Genomic DNA, 19,211 nt, shown 5'->3' with positions numbered 1-19,211 from the left:
TGATCGTAAACAAAGAAGGCGGCCTAAACAAGGCCGCCTTCTTTGTTTATACCGCATCGGTATTATTTTGTCATGGTAACTTTTGGTGCATTAGTAACAGCGTCAGGATCTGCTGCAAGGTCAACCATGTTGGTTACTTCGTCAAGCACAGCTTCAGACGATCCTGAGTAGCCTACGTATTTAAACCTGATATTGCCGTTTTTATCGATGACGAATTTAGTAGGTATACCATCAACTTTAAATTGTGATACTATTTTTGACTGGCGACCGTCCTCTCCTTTTTCATCCATTAAAACGTGAAATGTGTATTTGTTATCGGCGATAAATTGCTTTACGCCGGGCAGGTAGTTATCACCGTTTTCCCAGGTATCAATAAACACAAATTTCACATTATCGTTATCCTTGTACTTGTTAACCGCCATTTGCATACCCGGGAACGACATTTTACAAGGGCCGCACCATGTTGCCCAAAAATCAACCACCACTACTTTGCCTTTAAGGCTGGCTAATGATACCTCTTTACCTTCAAAATCTTTAAGGGCGAAAACAGGCGCAGGTGTATTGATCATGTCTTTAATGAATTTGGCTTTTGCCTTCATCGCTTTCTGCTTCTCTAAGCCTGCAAGATATTCCTGATAACCGGCGTTGTTGCCTTTAATTTTAGCATAAGCAATAGCCAGTTGTGCTTTAAGGCTTTCATTGGTTTTACCTTCTGTTACTGTTTTCTCAATAACTTCTTTGGCTTTGGTGTACTGCCCGTTAGCATTAAGTATTAACGCATAATGCTCACTTATTTCAGCATCAGTGTATTTTGTATTTTCATAAACAGCTTGCTGATATTTCAAGGCTTCTGCATACTTTCCTTGCTTATACAGGATAAATGCATACGTATCTGCAAACGTGTTATAAGAAGAGCGGTTATTCTCTTTGGCCTGGGCCGGAGACATATACATTGAAGGAGCCACGCCGCTTTTGTACTCATCATCCAATATATCTAACGATTGCTTTGAAAGAGTTGCTGCTTCATCAAGGTTTTCACCTTTTTCTGCCCAATCCCAGGCTACATTGTTAAGTGCATCAGCCAATTGCGATTTTTTCTTTACCTGTGCTGCCCATTCCTTGTACTTATCAACATTGTTTGCCTTAAGATAACCAGATGCTATCTGCATCCTGAAATTATCCTGGAGCGTGCTTTCTTCATTCTTTTCAGGATAATTGGCTATGTAGGCTTTATAAAGCTCTTCTTTTTTTGCAGGATCTTTCTCTTTATTAAAGGTAGTTCCGGCCGCATTTTTTGCGATATCACCTTTAGGGAATTTGGCTACAATAATGCTGTTCAGCGAATCCGCTTCTTTGGTTTTGCGTGTACGCTGGTAAAGGTTGTAAACCAGGTTCATATCAGTCTCGGTAGTACTTTTGGCCAGCTTTTTCATCTCGGCGTCATAAGCCGCTTTATCGGTGGCATCTTTTGATGTGCCAAGCATTGCCCAATAATTGGCACCAAAATCTTTCTGGCTTTGCGGATACGCTGTAAACTCTTTCTTATAAAGTTCTTTTGCCGCAGATTGGTCGTTTTTAATTTTAGCGAAATATGCGCCCATGCCACTGCTTATCAAATAAGCATTCATAGCGTTGGCTCCTTCTACCGGTTTGTTGGCTTTGTCATACACCTGGTACACATATCCCTTTTCAGCGTTATCATCTATATCCTTGCCACTGCTTAGCTTAACAAACAAAGCCTTCGTATCTGCAGGAACAGTAAAGTCGCCTTTAAGCTCTTTGCCGGTACTCTTCAGGTCAACATCAGCAACAGGGAATTTCTTGTTATCAAGGAAGTAAACAGCAGCTTTAATGTCGTTTTTACCTTCAAGAGGTGTGCCCGCAGGGTTATAACTCAAGTTGATTTTTTCACCGGCTGAGGGCGTTTCGTCTGATAATGTTAAATGTTTTGATGATTGTGCAAAGGTGTTCTGCATCAACAAAATACCCGGTACAATTAAGATAAGGTTTAATGTTTTCATAGGTAACTAATATTTTAGTCAATGTAAGAATTTAGTTAAATAACATCCAAATATTATCTGATAATTAATATCGTTAAGCGAAAAAAATATTGTTTCTTTATCCTTCAATGGAGCCTCAATTACAACCTAAAAAGAAACAAGCTGCCCTTAGCTTTATTTTTGTTACCCTGCTGATAGATGTTATTGGGTTTGCCATTATTATTCCTGTTTTTCCTAAGTTGATAGAGGGTTTGATCCATAGCGGTCTTAGTGAAGCCACGCGCTACTCGGGTTATTTGCTAATGGCCTACTCTGTTATGCAATTCCTGTTTTCGCCGCTTGTTGGCAACCTAAGCGATAAGTACGGCCGGCGCCCGGTGCTATTGTTCTCGCTTTTAGGTTTCGGTATCGATTATCTTTTTCTTGCTTTTGCCAAAACTATATGGCTGCTATTTGTTGGGCGTATAATTGCGGGCATCACCGGTGCAAGCTTTACCACAGCATCAGCATACATTGCAGATGTTAGTGAACCGGAGAAACGGGCACAAAACTTCGGGATGATAGGCGTAGCTTTCGGCCTTGGCTTTATTATAGGCCCTGTAATTGGCGGTATTTTGGGTAAGATAGATACACATTACCCATTTTACGCTGCCGCTGCCCTGGCGCTTTTAAATGCAGCCTATGGGTTCTTTATATTGCCAGAGTCGTTGGATAAAGAACACCGCCGCGAATTGGATATGTCTCGAGCCAATCCAATGGGCTCTTTATTACAGTTAAAAAAATACCCTGCCATATTTGGCCTGGCCGCCTGCTTGTTTGTTGTATACTTTGCCGGCCACGCTGTGCAAAGCGTATGGACGTTCTACACCATGGAGAAATTCAAATGGAATGAAGATACGGTTGGTTATTCATTAGGCTTTATCGGTGTAATGATAGCAGCGGTACAAGGCGGGCTTATCCGCATCGTTATCCCTAAATTGGGCCAGGAACGTAGTGTATGGATAGGTCTGGTACTTTATGGTATTGGTATGGCTTTGTTTGGCATGGCCACAAAAAGCTGGATGATGTTTGCCTTCATGATCCCATACTCGTTAGGTGGCATTTGCGGCCCGGCTCTGCAAGGTGTAATGAGCAACGAGGTGCCCAAGAATGAGCAAGGAGAATTACAAGGCGGTTTAACCAGCCTCATGAGCCTAAGTTCTATCTTTGGCCCCGGTTTTATGACTTATGTATTTTACTATTTTACCAACAAGAATGCGCCGGTTCAATTACCGGGTGCACCCTACTATATTGCTGCCGTTTTAATGTTCCTGAGTGCCATACTTGCTGTACGGAGTTTCAGAAAAACCAAACAAACCAACGATAAAAGCTATTATACCGGGGGCTTACACTAATATACATGACCAAAACCGCTGAACACGGCAAAGCTGCTTTAGGATTTATATTTATTACCATTTTTGTGGATGTATTGGGTTTGGGCATCATTATCCCTGTACTACCCAATCTACTCGAAAAACTTGGCCATGTTGATGTAAGTACTGCCAGCCAGTATAGCGGATGGCTTACTTTTACATACGCCACCATGCAATTTATTTTTGCGCCGGTACTGGGTAACCTTAGCGATAAAATAGGTCGCAGGCCGGTTTTATTGGTATCCCTGATAGGTTTTGGAATTGATTATGCTTTGATGGCTTTTGCCCCTACTATTGCCTGGCTTTTTGTAGGCCGCATTATAGCCGGTATAGCAGGTGCCAGCACTACTACCGCTACCGCCTACATTGCTGATGTAAGCACAGGCGAAAAACGTGCAGCCAATTTTGGTTTGGTTGGCGCTGCTACAGGTTTAGGATTTATTTTGGGTATAGGTTTAGGTGGATTTTTAAGTGGTGTATGGATAAGATTGCCATTTATAGTAGCTGCTTCATTAGCATTAGTTAACGCCGCCTACGGCTATTTTGTACTGCCCGAATCTTTATCTAAAGAGAATAGAAGAGAGTTTAACTGGAAGCGTGCAAACCCTGTAGGTTCATTATTAAGGCTACGCAAATACTCCAGAGCGGTAAGCACGCTTATAACGGCTTATACCATTGTTTACATTGCCCAAAAGGCTGTTGAGCATGTGCTTCCATTCTACGTAATAGAGAAATTTCAGTGGACTACCTACAGCATTGGCGCGTTGGGTATTTTTATTGGTGCATTGATAGCCGGTATACAAGGCGGCCTTGTACGATGGACGATACCTAAATTTGGCCTGCGCAAAAATATCATGGCTGGTATAGCTTTCTATGGCATTGGCCTGGCAATGATATCTGTTATAAACACAGGCTGGATGATGTACCTCTGTATGATACCTTACTGCCTTGGCGGCCTTGGCGGTACAGCTTTGCAGGGCTTTATATCAGACCACGTACCGGCCAATGAGCAGGGCGAACTGCAGGGTGCCTTAACCAGTTTGGTAAGTATAACCACCGTGATTGGCCCGTTAATGATGACATCTATCTTCCATCATTTTACAGCTAAGGGTGCCGCAGTTTATTTCCCGGGCGCACCGTATCTTTTGGGTGCAATAATGATGTTTATAGCTGTAATATTAGCCTATAGAAGTTTTAAAGGGACAAAAGACTCACACGAGATACCAAAGGCAACACCGCACATTTAATCCAACCCGCTTACCCCGCCTGATATAACGAATTTCATCATATCGGCAGCGTTTTTGTCAAGAGGTTTAACTTTATCGGCAGAGATGATAACCACCTGCCCGGCAAAGGAGTACGAATACGGGAAATACACCGCTACCTCTCCTGGCATATTTAATTTGGCCAGGTCTTTTTGCACCAGGAAACCTATCTTTTTTAAACCAAACTCATTTACCTCAACAATAACAGGTTCATTAAACTTCTTCTCCTCTCCTACAAATGCTTCAGTAAGATCTTTAATTGATGAGTACAGAAATTTGAAAAGTGGCAATCGGTTAAGCCAGCGGCCAGCCCATTTTTTTATAGGTACTGTAATAACATTGGTAACCAATACACCTGCTACCATCACTACCACAATTACTGTTAAAATACCAAGACCAGGGATATAAAGCGGCCTGCCGCGTTGATCAACCCAGATCTCACTGCTTAAATTAAGCGAGGTATCTATACTCGAGATGATCCAAAAAATAAGGAAGAAAGCAGCACCCAAAGGCACAACCACCAATAAGCCTTTGATGAAATAATTAATAAGGGCGCGGAAAATACGGGTCATTCAGTACAAATAAATTACTCGTAAAAGTACACTCTTTTTACGCGTTGTGAAATATTAGTAAGTATTTCATACGGGATGGTACCAATCTGGGTGGCCAGTTCCTCTATGCGCTGCCGTTCGTTAAATACGATCACCTCATCACCTTCTTTTACCTCAACATTGCTTACATCAAGCATACACATATCCATTGTGATATTACCTACGGTTGGTACCAGCGTACCGTTCACCAGCATTTTACCCACCCCGTTACCGAAGGCGCGCAAATAACCATCGGCATAACCTATACGCACTGTTGCTATTTTGCCATCGGTTTTTAAACTACCGCTGCGCATATAACTGATACTTTCATTAGCAGGTACTTTCTTTACCTGAGACACCGTAGTTTTTAGCGTAGCTATCGGCTGCAGGGCAGTACTCTCACGCGGAACTGCGCCATCAACGCCATACAAACCTATACCCAGCCTAACCATATCATATTGCGCATTTGGCCAGCGCGTTATACCCGAGGTATTGCTGATGTGCTTTATCACCGTATAACCCAAAGCGGCTTCAATAGCCTTGAAGATCTTCTCAAATGTGCTGATCTGTTTTAAAGTAAACATATCATGCTGCTCAGCATCACTTGCCACCATGTGCGAGTAAACAGATTGTACATGAATATATGGGTTAACCTCAAGCATATCGCAAAGGGTTTCCACCTCATATTCTTCAAAACCAACGCGGTGCATACCAGTATCTATTTTGATATGTACCGGGTAGTTTTGTATGTCTTCGTCCTGTGCAAATCTCACAAATTCGTCCAGTAAACTAAAACTATAAATGGCAGGTTCTAATTTATTGGCTACCAGTTTGTCATAAGCCAATGGTTCCGGGTTTAAAACCATTATTGGCAGGGTAATGCCCGTCTCGCGCAGGGCTATTCCTTCGTCGGTATAAGCCACCGCAAGGTAATCAACCTTGTTGTACTGCAATATATTGGCCACCTCAAAGGTACCGCTGCCGTAAGAAAAAGCCTTCACCATTACCATCAGTTTTACGCCGGGACTAAGCTTGGCTTTATAAAAATTGAGATTATTAAGCAATGTGTTAAGGTTTATCTCCAGCACTGTTTCGTGCGCTTTTTGCACCAACGCACGGCTTATCTTTTCAAATTCAAAAGTACGTGCGCCCTTTATCAGGATAGTTTCTTCGTGCAGGTGCAGTCTTGGCAAGTCATTCAATAATGCATCAGTATCTGTATAAAAATGCAGTTGGGGGGCTTTAAAAAATGTACTATGATCTTGCAGCGCCGGGCCTACGCCAATAAGCCTGTCAACCCTGGCATTACCTACCAGCTGGGCTACTTGCTTATACAGATCATTCTCCTTCAGCCCTGATTGGTAAATATCTGACAGAATAAGTGTTTTTTTTGCATGTTGATTCTGTTGCCCCAAAAAGTTTAATGCTATCTCCAACGATTGTATATCCGAATTATACGTATCATCAATTATTGAGCAATCATTTATACCATGCTTCAACTCTAAACGCATACTTACCGGCGCAAGGCGTTCTATACGGTCGTCGCATTCATCGGGCGAGTAGCCCATCGCCAGCATGGTAGCCCAGCAGATGATGGCATTCTCGATAGATGCTTCATCACGGTACGGAACCAGGCACTCAATCTCGTTACCTTTATAAATGGCGCGCATGTAGTACCTGCCCGAGATAGTGGTTTCGCTAAAAACATAAAGGTTGGCGATGTTAAACTTGCGGCTCCAGGTAAAGCACTCACGGCCACGCATAGCCTCAGGGAAATCTATCAGCAGATCGTAGTTATAGACGATTTGTTTACAGTTCTTGAACAGGCCCAGTTTCTCTTCCAACTTTTGCTTTGGCGAATCAAAGCCCTCATCATGCGCAGTACCCATGTGGGTAAGCACACCGATCGTAGGCTGGATAATGGCCTCTAAGCGTTCCATTTCTCCTACCGATGAGATACCCGCCTCAAATATACCAAGATCGTTCCCCTCGCTTATTTGCCATACCGATAGCGGTACACCTATCTGCGAATTATAACTTTTGGGGTTGCGTACAATATTATGTTCGGGGCTTATTAACTGGTAAAGCCATTCTTTTACGATGGTTTTACCATTGCTGCCTGTAATGCCGATTACATCAAAATTAAACTGCTCACGATGATGAGCGGCCAGCTGCTGAAGCGCTAAAAGCACATCACTAACTATAAGGAAGTTCACATCCTCTGCAATCATCTCCGGGCGGTGGCTCACCACGAAGTTACGTACACCGGCAGTGTAAGCATCGGGAATAAACCCGTGCCCATCTCTACGGCCGTTAAGCGCAAAGAAAAGTGAAACAGCAGGATTGTTGATACGGCGACTATCCGTAAGCAAAACGCTGATCTGGGTATTCTCAACAATCTCTCCGGCGGCACTAATAATCTGCTTAATCTGGCTTATAGCATAGGTAGCTTGCATGGCACTAAATTGCTTATATTTCTGTAAAGAGAAGAATTTTAACGAATTTTGGTTTGATGGAAGTTCCTAAGAAAATTCGTATAACCGACGTAAATGTTGCCAAGACAAAGGCCGAACATTACTGCGCCTACCAGGAACGTTCGCAACAGGAAGTGCGCGATAAATTATACGATTGGGGGTTATGGCCCGATGCTGTTGAGCAGATCATCAGCTACTTAATTGAGGAGAACTTTTTAAATGAGGAGCGCTTTGCGAAAGCATACGTGCAAGGTAAATTTAATCAGAAACAATGGGGCCGTGTTAAGATCAAACTGGGGTTAAAAGCAAAAAGGGTATCTCCCAACCTCATCAAAAAAGCGCTTTTAGTTATCGATGCCGACGATTACTTTGCCGCGCTTACCCGACTCATAGAGAAGAAAGCCCCAACCATTGCCGAAAAAGACAGCTTTAAACGACGTTACAAACTGCAACAGTACGCCATGAGCCGCGGCTACGAAGCCGACCTTATCAGCGACGTTTTGAAAGCCAACGACTTATGAAAAACTTTAAAAAAAGTTAACTTTTTACTTGCAGAAACTTCATTTCTCGCTATATTTGCACCACGCAAAACAGAAACGGCTTTTGTTTTTTTGTTAAGCGTAATACCAACGCGAAAGTAGCTCAGTTGGTAGAGCACGACCTTGCCAAGGTCGGGGTCGCGAGTTCGAATCTCGTCTTTCGCTCAAATCCCTTCCACACCGAAGGGATTTATTTTTAGAAGGTTAATACCCTTCTAAATGCTCAGATGGTGGAACTGGTAGACACGCAGGACTTAAAATCCTGTTCCCGTAAACGGAGTGCGGGTTCGATTCCCGCTCTGAGTACAAAAGGAAACAACACAGGGTCGTTGTTTCCTTTTTTTATACCCTTAAATATCTATCAATCAAACGGTTACACCGACCCCATTAACGGTTCGATTTTTCCTTAAATTTTTCTTGTACCGTTTTGAGATCCAGTCTAAAAAGAAACTTTAAGATATCACCATGCCGGTTTCTGCTGGTTCGATATCCACTTAGGGATATGGTTAATTTTGACGTTGGTAAAATTATATGTTCTTGCCATATGATAGAGAAAATCTAAAATCACTCCTGCTTCACCTTCTTCCAGTTGAATACCATTTCTTCCCATTAAAGAAATAGCACTTTTTATCGTTACCTTCCTTTCTCTAAAATTATTTGGTCGAGTATCCAAATCAGATACTTCAATTAATGAATTACTTTTTTTAAACGACAATATCTTTGCTAAGATACTTCCGATCTGTATTGATACTGTGCCCGTGTTAATGTCAATCGTCTTAGGCGGAATCATGCTAACGATGTATTTCTTATCTAATATATTCAGCTTTAAAAAGTTGTAAAATATTTGATTGATACTTCTTCCGTCAACCTCTAATTGTTGTCGCAGTAATCTTAACTTGGAGGCATTACTACTCAGCTCCACCCCTACGTTGCTGCAAATAATTTGGCTTTCTAACTTAAGTTCTTTAAAGTCATCAAATTTCAATCGATCGGTAACAAATAATTTCCTGGCCTTTGAGATAAGTAATTGCTGTTCTTCAAGTTGTTTTTTCAATAATCTACGATCCTGTAAATATTCTGCCCGTTGAGAACCAATGTTTTCATCTTCCAAAACAAGATTGAACAGTCCTATAACACCGTCTAAAAGAAGCATTTTCTGCAGTTTTTCATTATAGCTATTATTCACTAGTTCTGCCCTTATTCTCGTTGGACAACCTTTAAAACAGTGATAATAAGGGTATTTTCTCGTCGATCCTCTTGAAAAACTTCCACTGAGCTTTTTACCACAAGCCGGACAAATCAAAAATCCTCTAAGGAAAAAAGCATTACCTAACTCATCTGATTTACTCTCGACTTTCCGCCTGGTATTTATTATCGATTGAACTTCATAGAACAAAGTCTCGGAGATCAGGGGCTCGTGAACGGCTTTTATCAATTCAGGTGCTTGTCCAATGGTAGATATAGGAATAAATCCACAGTATACCGGATTCCGTACAAGCTTCCAAAAACCAGATCTAGAACATACTAACCCTTTGGCGCAAGCCATTCTTCTTACTACTTCAATCTTGAATGAATTTTTAGCGAGTTGCTTGAACGCCCATTTGATAATATCAGCCTCGGGATATGCAGGAATAATGTATTTTTTTTCGTCGGGTCCGGTACAATTGGTAAAACCGAGCGGTGCTTTGTTTGGGTACCTTCCTAGCAGCTTCGCTCTTCGCATACCGTTAGACGTATTTAACGCTCTTCTGCTATTTTCAGCCTCAGGTATCGATAGATATACTGCAAGCATAACCGTACTTTCAGGAACCGTGAAATCAATCGGTTGATCGATAGCCATAGCAGTTGCACGATACTTCCGCAAAATGCCTATCATCTCATAAGCATATTCGATATTACGGCTAAACCGGTCCCATTTTATGAATAGTATGTTATTTTCTTTCTTGCCTGAATCCTTCTTAATCGTAGCTATTAGTTTTTTCCACTCTGGTCGGTTAAAGTTTTTGGCCGAATAATCTTCTCTATAGATACCTTTTACTTCGATATTGCCAAACTCACAATATTTCAACAAACGATCTTCTTGTTCAGGCAATGAGAATCCTTTTCTTGCCTGTTCGTCAGTGCTAACACGGACATATAAGTATGCCGATTCCATATAATAATAGGTTTATTATTTAACGGATTAATTGAGTTTTGATGTATGGACGTGTTAAATAAACAACCAATGATTTATCGTCTTTAGGTATCGGTTCTATTTAAAGATTGTCCGATAAGTTTGGCATCCCAAAATGAACAAAAACCATAATAAATGAATCGATTGTATTAAATTTTGACTGCTTTAAATGGAGTAAGTTAGATAAGCTTCCTTTATGATATATATTTGAATACCTTTTGTGTAGAAATGGCCTTTGTATTTAAAGGCAGATATTAACAGCACAACATTATTGAAAATGCTATCGTTATCCGGTGACCTTTTTGATATTTGCATATTAGAATAATATATGACTCATGCTCTAAATATTGCATACAGAATATTAAATATTAAAAGCCAATTACTTTAATCATTAAAATGATTATTTTTTTGTAAGGCTTTAATTTAATAATTGCTAAATATTTAACTGCTCAGGAATAAATGATACTGCAATCTTCTTCGATGGAATAGCATTCGTAACTCAGTTTCAAACCGATGTTTTCTTTCAGGAATTTCAGGTAACGCAGTTCCCGGTCATCCGGTGGTTGGGTACCCACCACCACAAGGTATTTTTCAAGAAGGGTTCTTTTACTAAAGGCGTAGTCTGTCAATTGCCCCAGGGCTTCACGGATACACGCAAAAGCCGAATTATACGGTTTTACCTCGTAAATATAAAAACTGTCGTCATTGCGCCGCCAAATGTCTATCCGTTTTCTTTCGGTGCCCACTTTGTCTTGTGGAAAAGTTCTTTTTAAATATTGCGCGAACCCATTCTGGATTTGGTTGTGGACCTGTCTGACCAATTGGGTCGTTTCGATGTTACGGGTGAACGTTGAAGTATCTTTAGTCCTGATATCATCTTCCAACGGCTCTTCATCTGTTATATCATCTTGTGTAAGTTCTTCGAGGGCGAATTCATCACTAGTACCTGTAATGGCATAACTGCCAAATATCTTCTCAAAATGTCCTTCTTTTTCACCAGGAATGATATGGTGTATCGTCAAGGCATAGTTTAGTCCGGTATCGATGCGCAAACCGGTTTCTAGAAAGTTGACATGGATGAGGTGCCCAAGTACCGGGTCACCGAACCGGTAGACCGAACCGTTAACCTCGGTCACTTCCGCGTAGGCAATTATGGTCAGGTTATTAAAACGCCCATGGGATTTAACGGCAATGAGGTCGCCTTTTTTGAGGTTGAGAAAATATTTAAAAGTACGGGCTGAAGTATCAAATTTAGGCTGGTCGTACGGTACATGCTGGTTGATCCATTTGCTGATACTGGTATGATCCTGACCAACCAGGCTAGAAAAATCTGTATCCCAGAAGAATCCCGTCGAAACCGCACTTTTCTCCAGCATATCAGGAAATACATCCACTACATCATTTCCGTTATCATCGCCGTATTTCGATCCGATAATGTAATAGTTACGTTCAGGTATCGCCTTAGCAAGGCGGTAATACTTACTGGAGAAGTCAAAGAGCTCTTCGTCCGCTTCTTTTTTACTCAGGATAAATTGATATAATTCGGACAGCGGTGCGGTGGCGTAGTCTTCGTATTCAAAATGTTTGGCGATCTTCCGGATGATCTCTTTGGCGTAGATGGGCAATAAGCGATAGTTGGAATAAATGAATGCGAGCTTCCATTTGACCATGCTGTTAATATCAATGGAATCAATAGCCGCAAAATTGCCCGCTTGCGCGTTCCGGATGATGGCGATAATTAATGCTTTGACCCGCTGAAACGATCCCTCAGGGTCAGGCCCATATTTTTTGAACCATTTATACTCAGCTGTTTCTAAATAGGCCGGCGATACGCCTTCTTTATCGGTCGCCCGGCTCCAGATACCAAATTTGGAAGATGGATGACCGCCGATCTCACCAATGGCAACGGAACCGTGTTCCAGCCAATAGGTAAAAGTGTCAGGGTTGCCCGCCTGGCTATAATCCGGCAAGTTCATGGCTTCAACGGCGGTCAGTGGCCAACGAGCTAAAAAGTCATTTAATTTCTGATGGGCGATTTGCGGTTCTGTATTAACAATACTCATTGTTCAGGTTTAGCTTAAAATTGATGATTAGGTTCTTCTATTTACTCTTTTTTCGCGTAATGGACTCATCGATCTGTTCGGTCATTCCGGTGCTGACAAAAGCATCCTTTAACGTAGCGAGGTCTTCGGAAGAAGCTCGTTCGATAATGATGACCATCAGGCGCAGATCTTCCCGGAATTTGTGGGTGATAGTTCGGGTAGTTTCAAACGCGTTGTGGTCGATGCTGATAGGGTCGACCGTGCCACGACTGTTGTAGTCCAGGTAAAAACAGTGTTGCTTCATTTGATCTGCCTTATCCCACCATTCATAATTAGCAATGCTATTATTCAGGATATTAACGCTGTAGCTAAGCACTTTGGAAAAGTTGCTTAGGAAAGATTGCCCTTGCTTCCATTCCGGCCACTCCACAATGCCCCTGATAAAGCGATAAACCGAATAAAACTCTTTTAACAGGTTGTGCCGGGCGGTATGATGCGTGAACAGTTTGTCGTAATTGGCTATCTTCTTCACCGGAAATTCATAGGCCTGCAACACCAGCACGAACGATTTAATCAATTCTTCAGAACCCAGGATCAAGTGCGCTACGCTGTTCGCATAGTCCCCAGACTGGACAAGCAACTCGGCTGCGTTGAAATGCCGGTCTGCGTTTTTTTTGACTTTTGGATAAATATGTTTGCAGCCCTCTGCATCCAGGCTGCGGAACAGGTTTGTGGGTTTATCGCTGGCCATTGATTAGTTGTTCGGTTTGGGTATGAAAGTGATGCATTTTATATTCGTTGGTTTGAGGCGAGTGGATTAGTGATATGATTTTTTAGGTTTGATCTTCAAAATTAGTATGTAAGATCCAAATGTACGGTATCATAAAACGTTTCTGTTTCTCTGGTACGGACGTAAATGGAAGCTTTTTGATGTACTTTTAACTGGTAAACAAAGGCAAGGCGCAGGCCCATGCTTTTCAGTGCTAAGTCTAAAAAGGGTTTGTCGACCAGCATATAATTACCTGTCGGGATCACGTCCCCGGTATGCATTTCGTCACGAACACCCATAGCGAAATCATGAATACTTATCACTACATTATTATTATCCCGATACGTTATTTTATCATTTTCGGTAGAAAGTGACGATCGGCTGGTCAATTCCGGGACAGGCAGCATCGGTTGATGGGCCATTCGGTAATATTGCCACATATGGATGGTTTCAAAACTAATGAAACTCACCAGATTGGTCATTTGCAACCCCTTTAATTCGATTTGGGGAACATATCCGTCATAACGATGATCGATTGGGTGATCGAAGTAACCAAAATCATCAAAATCTCGCGTATCCGAGAACCAGCCGGTTCGTTTTTCCTGTAAAGCCCGGTATATCTCTTTCGGAGAAACGGTTGTTTTACCGGCAACCTGATAGGCAAATGGAATGATGTGAATTTCACCTTGCCGGGTACTTTGATAGTATTTAGGCCCATTGCTGACCGCGCCATGCAGGTGTAAGACTTGCTTATTGTTTTTAACCTCCAGGAGCTCTTTAACGGAAGCAGTAAGTTCTGTTTGGCCGGCTTTAAAAACAGGCCACCAATCGGGTTTTTCTGAAAGAGCGACCGCCCAGAAAGATAGATCGACCGGCAGGTTCTTCTTCGTATAATAATCAAGTTCGCGGCCGCCAATGATACGGGTGGAATGCAGATAATCGATCAGGTTAAAAAATGTCGAGCGGTACACTTCGGTAATAAGGGTGGAACGTCCGGTCATCAGGTCATGCTCCCGGTTATGGTAGTTGCGGTCATCATAGGTTTCCGTGATGCCCAGCTCTGTTGTCCGTTCAATGAAGAGGTTGTACCACAGGCGCCAGACCTCTTGGTTTGTTCTTTTTTGCATGCCCTTGAGCATATCGAAAAATATGACCGGCAAATGGGTCCGAACATTTTCCCGGAACCTGGCTTCGGTCATCTCATCCCTGCGTAGATAAACAGCTGCGATCATTGGCAGCTCACAGTAAAATCGCTTGCGGGTTTTTTTGGCGATAGCCATTAATAATAGGTCGGTGGCCATGCAGCGCAAGGCCAATGGGTAATACCGGTCAAATTCCAGGTGGGTGTAGCTATAACTATCTGGTTGATTAAGCGATCGCAGCAGCACCAATAGCCCGTAACAGGCATAGCTCTCCAACATAGTTTCTTCGAGCCAGCCCAAAAATTGTATGTGCAGCGTTCCGCTTTTATCGGCTGCCAAAAGCCGGGCCAGGTGAAAGGCGGCTCTTTCCCGTACAAGTGGGCTCAACCACTCCAGCCGTTTAAGTAAAAGTTTGAACGTGCTGATGGGACGCTCATACATGATGAAGTCAGGAACGGGAAGCGCCACGTCGGGAAAAAGTTGTGGCAGGAAATCGATACTGGAACGCACCAGTGCTTCTGCTTTTTCCGGTTGATTGATAAAAATAAAGAACTGTATAACCTTGGGCATGGGCATATAATAGTTTTCACCTCGGCCATAGCTCTTACCGCTATAATAAATAGTATGTTCAAAAAATGCGGCTTCGCTGCCCGGAAAATCCCGCACCAGCAAGCCCCATTTCTTTTGGGCGGATTCATCGCCCCGGATATAAGCAGGGCTCCAGTCTCCGTTATTGGCAAAAGACCAGCATAGGCAGTCGAAAGCATATTGACGGTCATAGATGAGGGCCTGCGGGTAGATGAGGTCCAGCGTCTCGTGATCGATGTCCTCGAAATGCAGGCTGGTAATGGTTTTTAAGGCGGCGATGACCTCCGGCAGGTGGTCTGTTGAATCCAGCCAAACTGCACACCAGTCGTTCAGAAAATGTCGTTGCGCATATTTACGTTCTTGGTAGCCATTAAGCGGCAGGTTAAGGTAGTGGTCATGAAGGGCGGCCGGGGTTACAGTCAGCATAGCCGCACGTGATGGTCGTTCTCGTTCATATGGGGTATGTTTTTCCGGCTCGCGCGCCTCTGTATAGTCGACCGGTCCGAATTGACATTGGATCTGTTCAATAACCGTTTTAACAGCCGGGTGCGTTTCTGCCAGGGACGTCAGCCCAGAGAAAGTAGCACGCGAAACCGCGGTCTCCGCCAGGGCCTGATCGATCGGGTCTTGCAGGTCAAGCTGACCAAGCAGATCGGCAAATAACACCTCGGCTAACTGATATTCTCGTTTCTCCACCTTTTCCAAATAAAGATTTCGATGGAGTTCCGGGGCATAGGTATTGAGTAACCCGCCCCATTCGTAGATAAAACTGCCGGTTTCGTCACCATCCGTCAGGTCTTCCATATAATATACATAGGGAGCCATTTTACGTAACATATCTACGGTCTGGGCTGAACCAGCTGCCCCACAGACTTTGATGCCATCCAGGATGGCGTCAACCGTCATATCCTTATGATGGCCATAGCTGATGATGTTTTCACTGGCTTTCTCCAGGAAGTAACGGGCATCTTCGCGTTTTTGTAACACGTCCGCTTGCAGGGCCATTTGCAGGTAGTATTCGGCGCGCTCATGGAATGGAATGAGGGCATCGCGTAGATAGTCCGTCATCAGCGTCTTGTAAGCCCGGTAACCTGCAGCGGTAAAGCTGCAATAGGGCAAGGCATATATTTCGCTTCTGACACCGTGGTTCAACCATTTGGACTCAAATATTGCTTCTACATCCGATTTGTCGAATGCGTTCGGTGATCCGTTTTGCCGGTTGAGTGCGGCAAGAGTGAACAGCATTTCTTTCAGAACGTGAGGAATGATGGTACGCTTGACCTCGAATTTTTCGTGATCGGCATAGAAATCCAGGTCTGGTAAAGACTCAAATTCGTCGAATAACGCGGTCACTGGGATGGTTTTTTTCGCTTGAAAAAGAGAACTCATCAGGGTACTCAGGTCCAGGACGGTGACCATCAGTTGCATCTGCCAGCCATCGCCTGCCGCCGCTGTCCATTGCGTTACGGGAATTGGCGACCCGGACAAATTCAGCAAAAGGCCGGAGAAAAAATTGTCCGCATACAATTGCTCGGCTTTGGATTCACGGGTGCCATGATAATCCAGTTTTTCCGGCAGATCAGCATGCTCGGTCAGCACGGGCATGGTGAGGAGGCTGCCTGTCTCCAGGTAATGATAGAGGTGGTAATGCGGATTATTCTTAACCGTTTTACTGAATCGGGTGATATACGCGTTCCACTGCGTATCACCGCTGGTCAGCTGGTGTCCGATGAGCCGCAATGTTAAAGCGTGTTTTTCGCTCGCGTTCAATTGGGCATCTAACAAGGCCCTGACCTTACTTTGACGTTTTCGCTGAAGCAGGTGGCTTAAGTAATGCTCAAAGTAGTTCGCTGAATCTTCGTTGCGCCGGTAATGCAGGATGAACCGATAAACACGTTCAAAGGGTTCCGGTTCAATATGCGCCAGGAGTTCCAACAGTTCTTTAACCACTTCCTGATGCTCATGGGCGTGAGTAGACAATAGCTCATTGAAACGCTCAGTGGCTGCTTCCGGTATACGTTGCAGCTTACCCAGGTCATACAAATTGATGAGATTGTTCTTGATCTGAAAATGCTCCAGTTGATCGAAGTCCGTGAAACGGGCGGTCGCCGGAGATTTGAGCCGTTGTGCGAATGCGGACAAAACGGGCAGCACTTTATGCAGACTGTATTGCTTATTACTGAAGTAGACATCCAGTTGCTTGAAATTGGCAACCAGTTCAAAACGTTGTTTTTTAAAGGCTGCCTCAGCGCCAAGCTGGAGTATTTTACGTACCGTTTCTTCGTCTCTGCCTTCCAGGTAGCTTTCAGTCACCCATTTTTTGTCGACTTTTAAGATGGGGCGGTCGTTGCCCAGGAAATATTCGATCTTCAAGAGTTCCGCCCAGGCCAGTTCTTTTTGTGCCGGCTTTTTCAGCCAGTTCTTCAGTTGCTTGAACAATAACAGCTTCTGCTGTTCAAATTCAGGCCGTGCGCCGACAAATACCCCAAAACTGTTGTGGTAAACGGTAATACCTGCCAGTTCCATGCGGAACAAGTGCCGGATCTGATGAAAGGCCTCGGATATTTCCTGTGGTTTGGAAGTCAGGTGAGCGGCCAGGTCGAACAATTGTTCTTCCTGAAGCCGAAAGTCGAGTACACAAACCGCGAGGGCGAAGGTTTTGGCCAATGGCGGTAATTGTCGCCAAAGTTCTTCGTAATACGCGCTGATCTCTCCCTGGTAAGGCAATACCTGTTCGATCTTTTCCAAGGTTACCCTTTCATTCACCAAAGTAAGCTGACCAAGTACATAGCGAAGGTGCAGCGGATTGCCTTGTGTTTTGCGATACAACAGCGGGATCACCTTTCCGCGTACCGGTTCGTGGGCGGTCAATAATTTAAAGACTGGATCTTTCCGGAATATTTTTTCGATAGCGCGCTGGTGAAGCCCTTTGATCTCCAGCCATTGTTCTGCCGGGGCCAGCCGATGCACTACGTTCGGTAAGTAAGGTACTGCCACTTCCTGAGTACCGAGCACCAGCCAGTAGCCTTCTTGGGGATAAAGGACCTGTTCGATAAAATCACTCAACTCACGCGTATGATGGCTTTCCCGGATAACATGGTCCAACCCGTCAATGATCAGGACGAATGTCTGACCTTTGGCTGCATAGAATTTAGCGGTCGCGTTAATGAATTCCCGCAAGGACACATGACTCGTATTGTTGATGGCCAATTGACCGATCACTTCCTGTTTCAGTTTTTTAAATTCAGCTTTCAGTGCCTCTTTCACGCGGTCGGCGTTCAGGCGTTCCCGGAATGCGGTGTCACTCGGATTTAAGTGATAATGATGACGAATGGTGAACAAGCCAAGTTTCTGTTGTAGTATTTGGTAAAGTTTGGACAGATAGGTGCTTTTGCCGCTGCCGGGCTTACCGGTAAATACTTTTATGCCACCCTTGGGGTCCCGCAATTCCTGTATGGTCTCGGCATGTTGCGACTTATTAAAAAACTCGAAATCGATCGGGATGTTAAATTCCTGGTTCAATGGCCGGGGATCGTCCCAGGAGAGTTGGGCCCGGATGTCTGCCAGCTGAAAAGCTATAGGGTGCTTTTCGCTGCCCTGCTGCGCGATGTAAAGCAAAAGACGATTGATCCCTTCTTCGGTAACTTTGAGTTCGTAGTTCAGGATGTCACGCAGTTTTCGCTCCATTTCCTGTTTTCCCGGCGTTCCGAAATCGAAAGAAAAATCGTGGAGGAATGTTTTAAGCCGTTCTTGTCCGTCAATATTTTCCAATTGCTGCAATAAAGCCGGTTGCCGGATTGCCAATTGTTCATAATTAAGCTTTGTCCCCATCATACAGACGGCGACCTCTGTATCAGGCAGTCCGTTCGTAATGAGCGCACCGTTGCCATTCAACTCGCCTTTTTGAATAGCACCATAGGATTTGACCCATTTCAATAGCCCTTTTTCAACCAGTCTTTCAAACGTCCAAAAATCAGTTTGCGGGTTTTGCAAGTGTTTTAACTGGAAAAATTCATAATAGCCTTCCGGGCTGGTCGTGACGACATCGTCGATAGCGAATCGTGCCTGTTGCACAGCATCAGGTAAATACTGGACACGCAATGTTGTATATCTTTCAGGATGCCTGAGCCAGTTGACACATAACTGAAGCACATAGAGGTCTTCAAAGACATAACCGCTCCGGATGGAGGCATTGGGATTGATCTTAGTGGTCATAA

10 protein-coding genes and 2 tRNA genes are annotated in these 19,211 nt (G+C 43.7%); 5 read left to right on the top strand and 7 right to left on the bottom strand.

The genetic code is table 11. The annotated features are described in order from the left end of the window. Positions 1-62 precede the first annotated feature (62 nt). Entirely contained in the window at positions 63-2,021 is a 1,959-nt protein-coding gene (locus tag D0C36_RS00915) for a redoxin domain-containing protein (protein WP_117389715.1), read from the bottom strand. 107 nt (positions 2,022-2,128) lie between these two features. On the opposite strand from D0C36_RS00915, the gene D0C36_RS00910 reads away from it, so the two are divergent. After that, a complete protein-coding gene (locus D0C36_RS00910; protein ID WP_117389714.1) occupies positions 2,129-3,394 on the top strand; it encodes a TCR/Tet family MFS transporter in 1,266 nt (421 codons plus the stop codon). A 5-nt stretch (positions 3,395-3,399) separates the two neighbouring features. Next, on the top strand, positions 3,400-4,659 hold the full coding sequence (locus D0C36_RS00905) for a TCR/Tet family MFS transporter (RefSeq protein WP_117389713.1): 1,260 nt from the start codon (positions 3,400-3,402) through the stop codon (positions 4,657-4,659). Here the strand turns inward: D0C36_RS00905 and D0C36_RS00900 are convergent. Together D0C36_RS00900 and D0C36_RS00895 are read right to left on the bottom strand one after the other, a co-directional pair. Continuing rightward, positions 4,656-5,249 (bottom strand): DUF502 domain-containing protein, encoded by a 594-nt coding sequence (locus D0C36_RS00900; protein ID WP_117389712.1) that lies wholly within the window; start codon positions 5,247-5,249, stop codon positions 4,656-4,658. The genes D0C36_RS00905 and D0C36_RS00900 overlap by 4 nt on opposite strands. A 14-nt stretch (positions 5,250-5,263) precedes the next feature. Next, a complete protein-coding gene (locus D0C36_RS00895; RefSeq protein WP_117389711.1) occupies positions 5,264-7,723 on the bottom strand; it encodes a bifunctional UDP-N-acetylmuramoyl-tripeptide:D-alanyl-D-alanine ligase/alanine racemase in 2,460 nt (819 codons plus the stop codon). Between the two features lie 56 nt (positions 7,724-7,779). Between D0C36_RS00895 and D0C36_RS00890 the strand changes: the two genes are divergently transcribed. From D0C36_RS00890 to D0C36_RS00880, 3 genes are all read left to right on the top strand, one after another. Continuing rightward, entirely contained in the window at positions 7,780-8,262 is a 483-nt protein-coding gene (locus tag D0C36_RS00890; RefSeq protein ID WP_117389710.1) for a regulatory protein RecX, read from the top strand. A 110-nt stretch (positions 8,263-8,372) separates the two neighbouring features. Then, positions 8,373-8,445 (top strand) — tRNA-Gly (locus D0C36_RS00885). Between the two features lie 56 nt (positions 8,446-8,501). After that, positions 8,502-8,586, top strand: a tRNA-Leu gene (locus D0C36_RS00880). Positions 8,587-8,740: 154 nt separating this feature from the next. On the opposite strand, the gene D0C36_RS00875 is transcribed toward D0C36_RS00880, so the two are convergent. The 4 genes from D0C36_RS00875 to D0C36_RS00860 form a co-directional block, all read right to left on the bottom strand. Next, a complete protein-coding gene (locus tag D0C36_RS00875) occupies positions 8,741-10,435 on the bottom strand; it encodes a recombinase family protein (RefSeq protein WP_117389709.1) in 1,695 nt (564 codons plus the stop codon). A gap of 467 nt (positions 10,436-10,902) precedes the next feature. After that, entirely contained in the window at positions 10,903-12,516 is a 1,614-nt protein-coding gene (locus D0C36_RS00870) for a hypothetical protein (RefSeq protein ID WP_117389708.1), read from the bottom strand. A gap of 37 nt (positions 12,517-12,553) precedes the next feature. Further along, positions 12,554-13,246, bottom strand: a complete 693-nt coding sequence (locus tag D0C36_RS00865) for an AbiV family abortive infection protein (RefSeq protein ID WP_117389707.1) — start codon at positions 13,244-13,246, stop codon at positions 12,554-12,556. 101 nt (positions 13,247-13,347) lie between these two features. Further along, positions 13,348-19,209, bottom strand: coding sequence for an ATP-binding protein (locus D0C36_RS00860; protein WP_117389706.1), 5,862 nt, complete (start codon positions 19,207-19,209; stop codon positions 13,348-13,350). Positions 19,210-19,211: the final 2 nt, after the last annotated feature.

Source organism: Mucilaginibacter conchicola, from assembly GCF_003432115.1.
In the GTDB taxonomy this organism is placed as follows: domain Bacteria; phylum Bacteroidota; class Bacteroidia; order Sphingobacteriales; family Sphingobacteriaceae; genus Mucilaginibacter; species Mucilaginibacter conchicola.
This window is presented reverse-complemented; position numbering and strand designations above follow the sequence as displayed.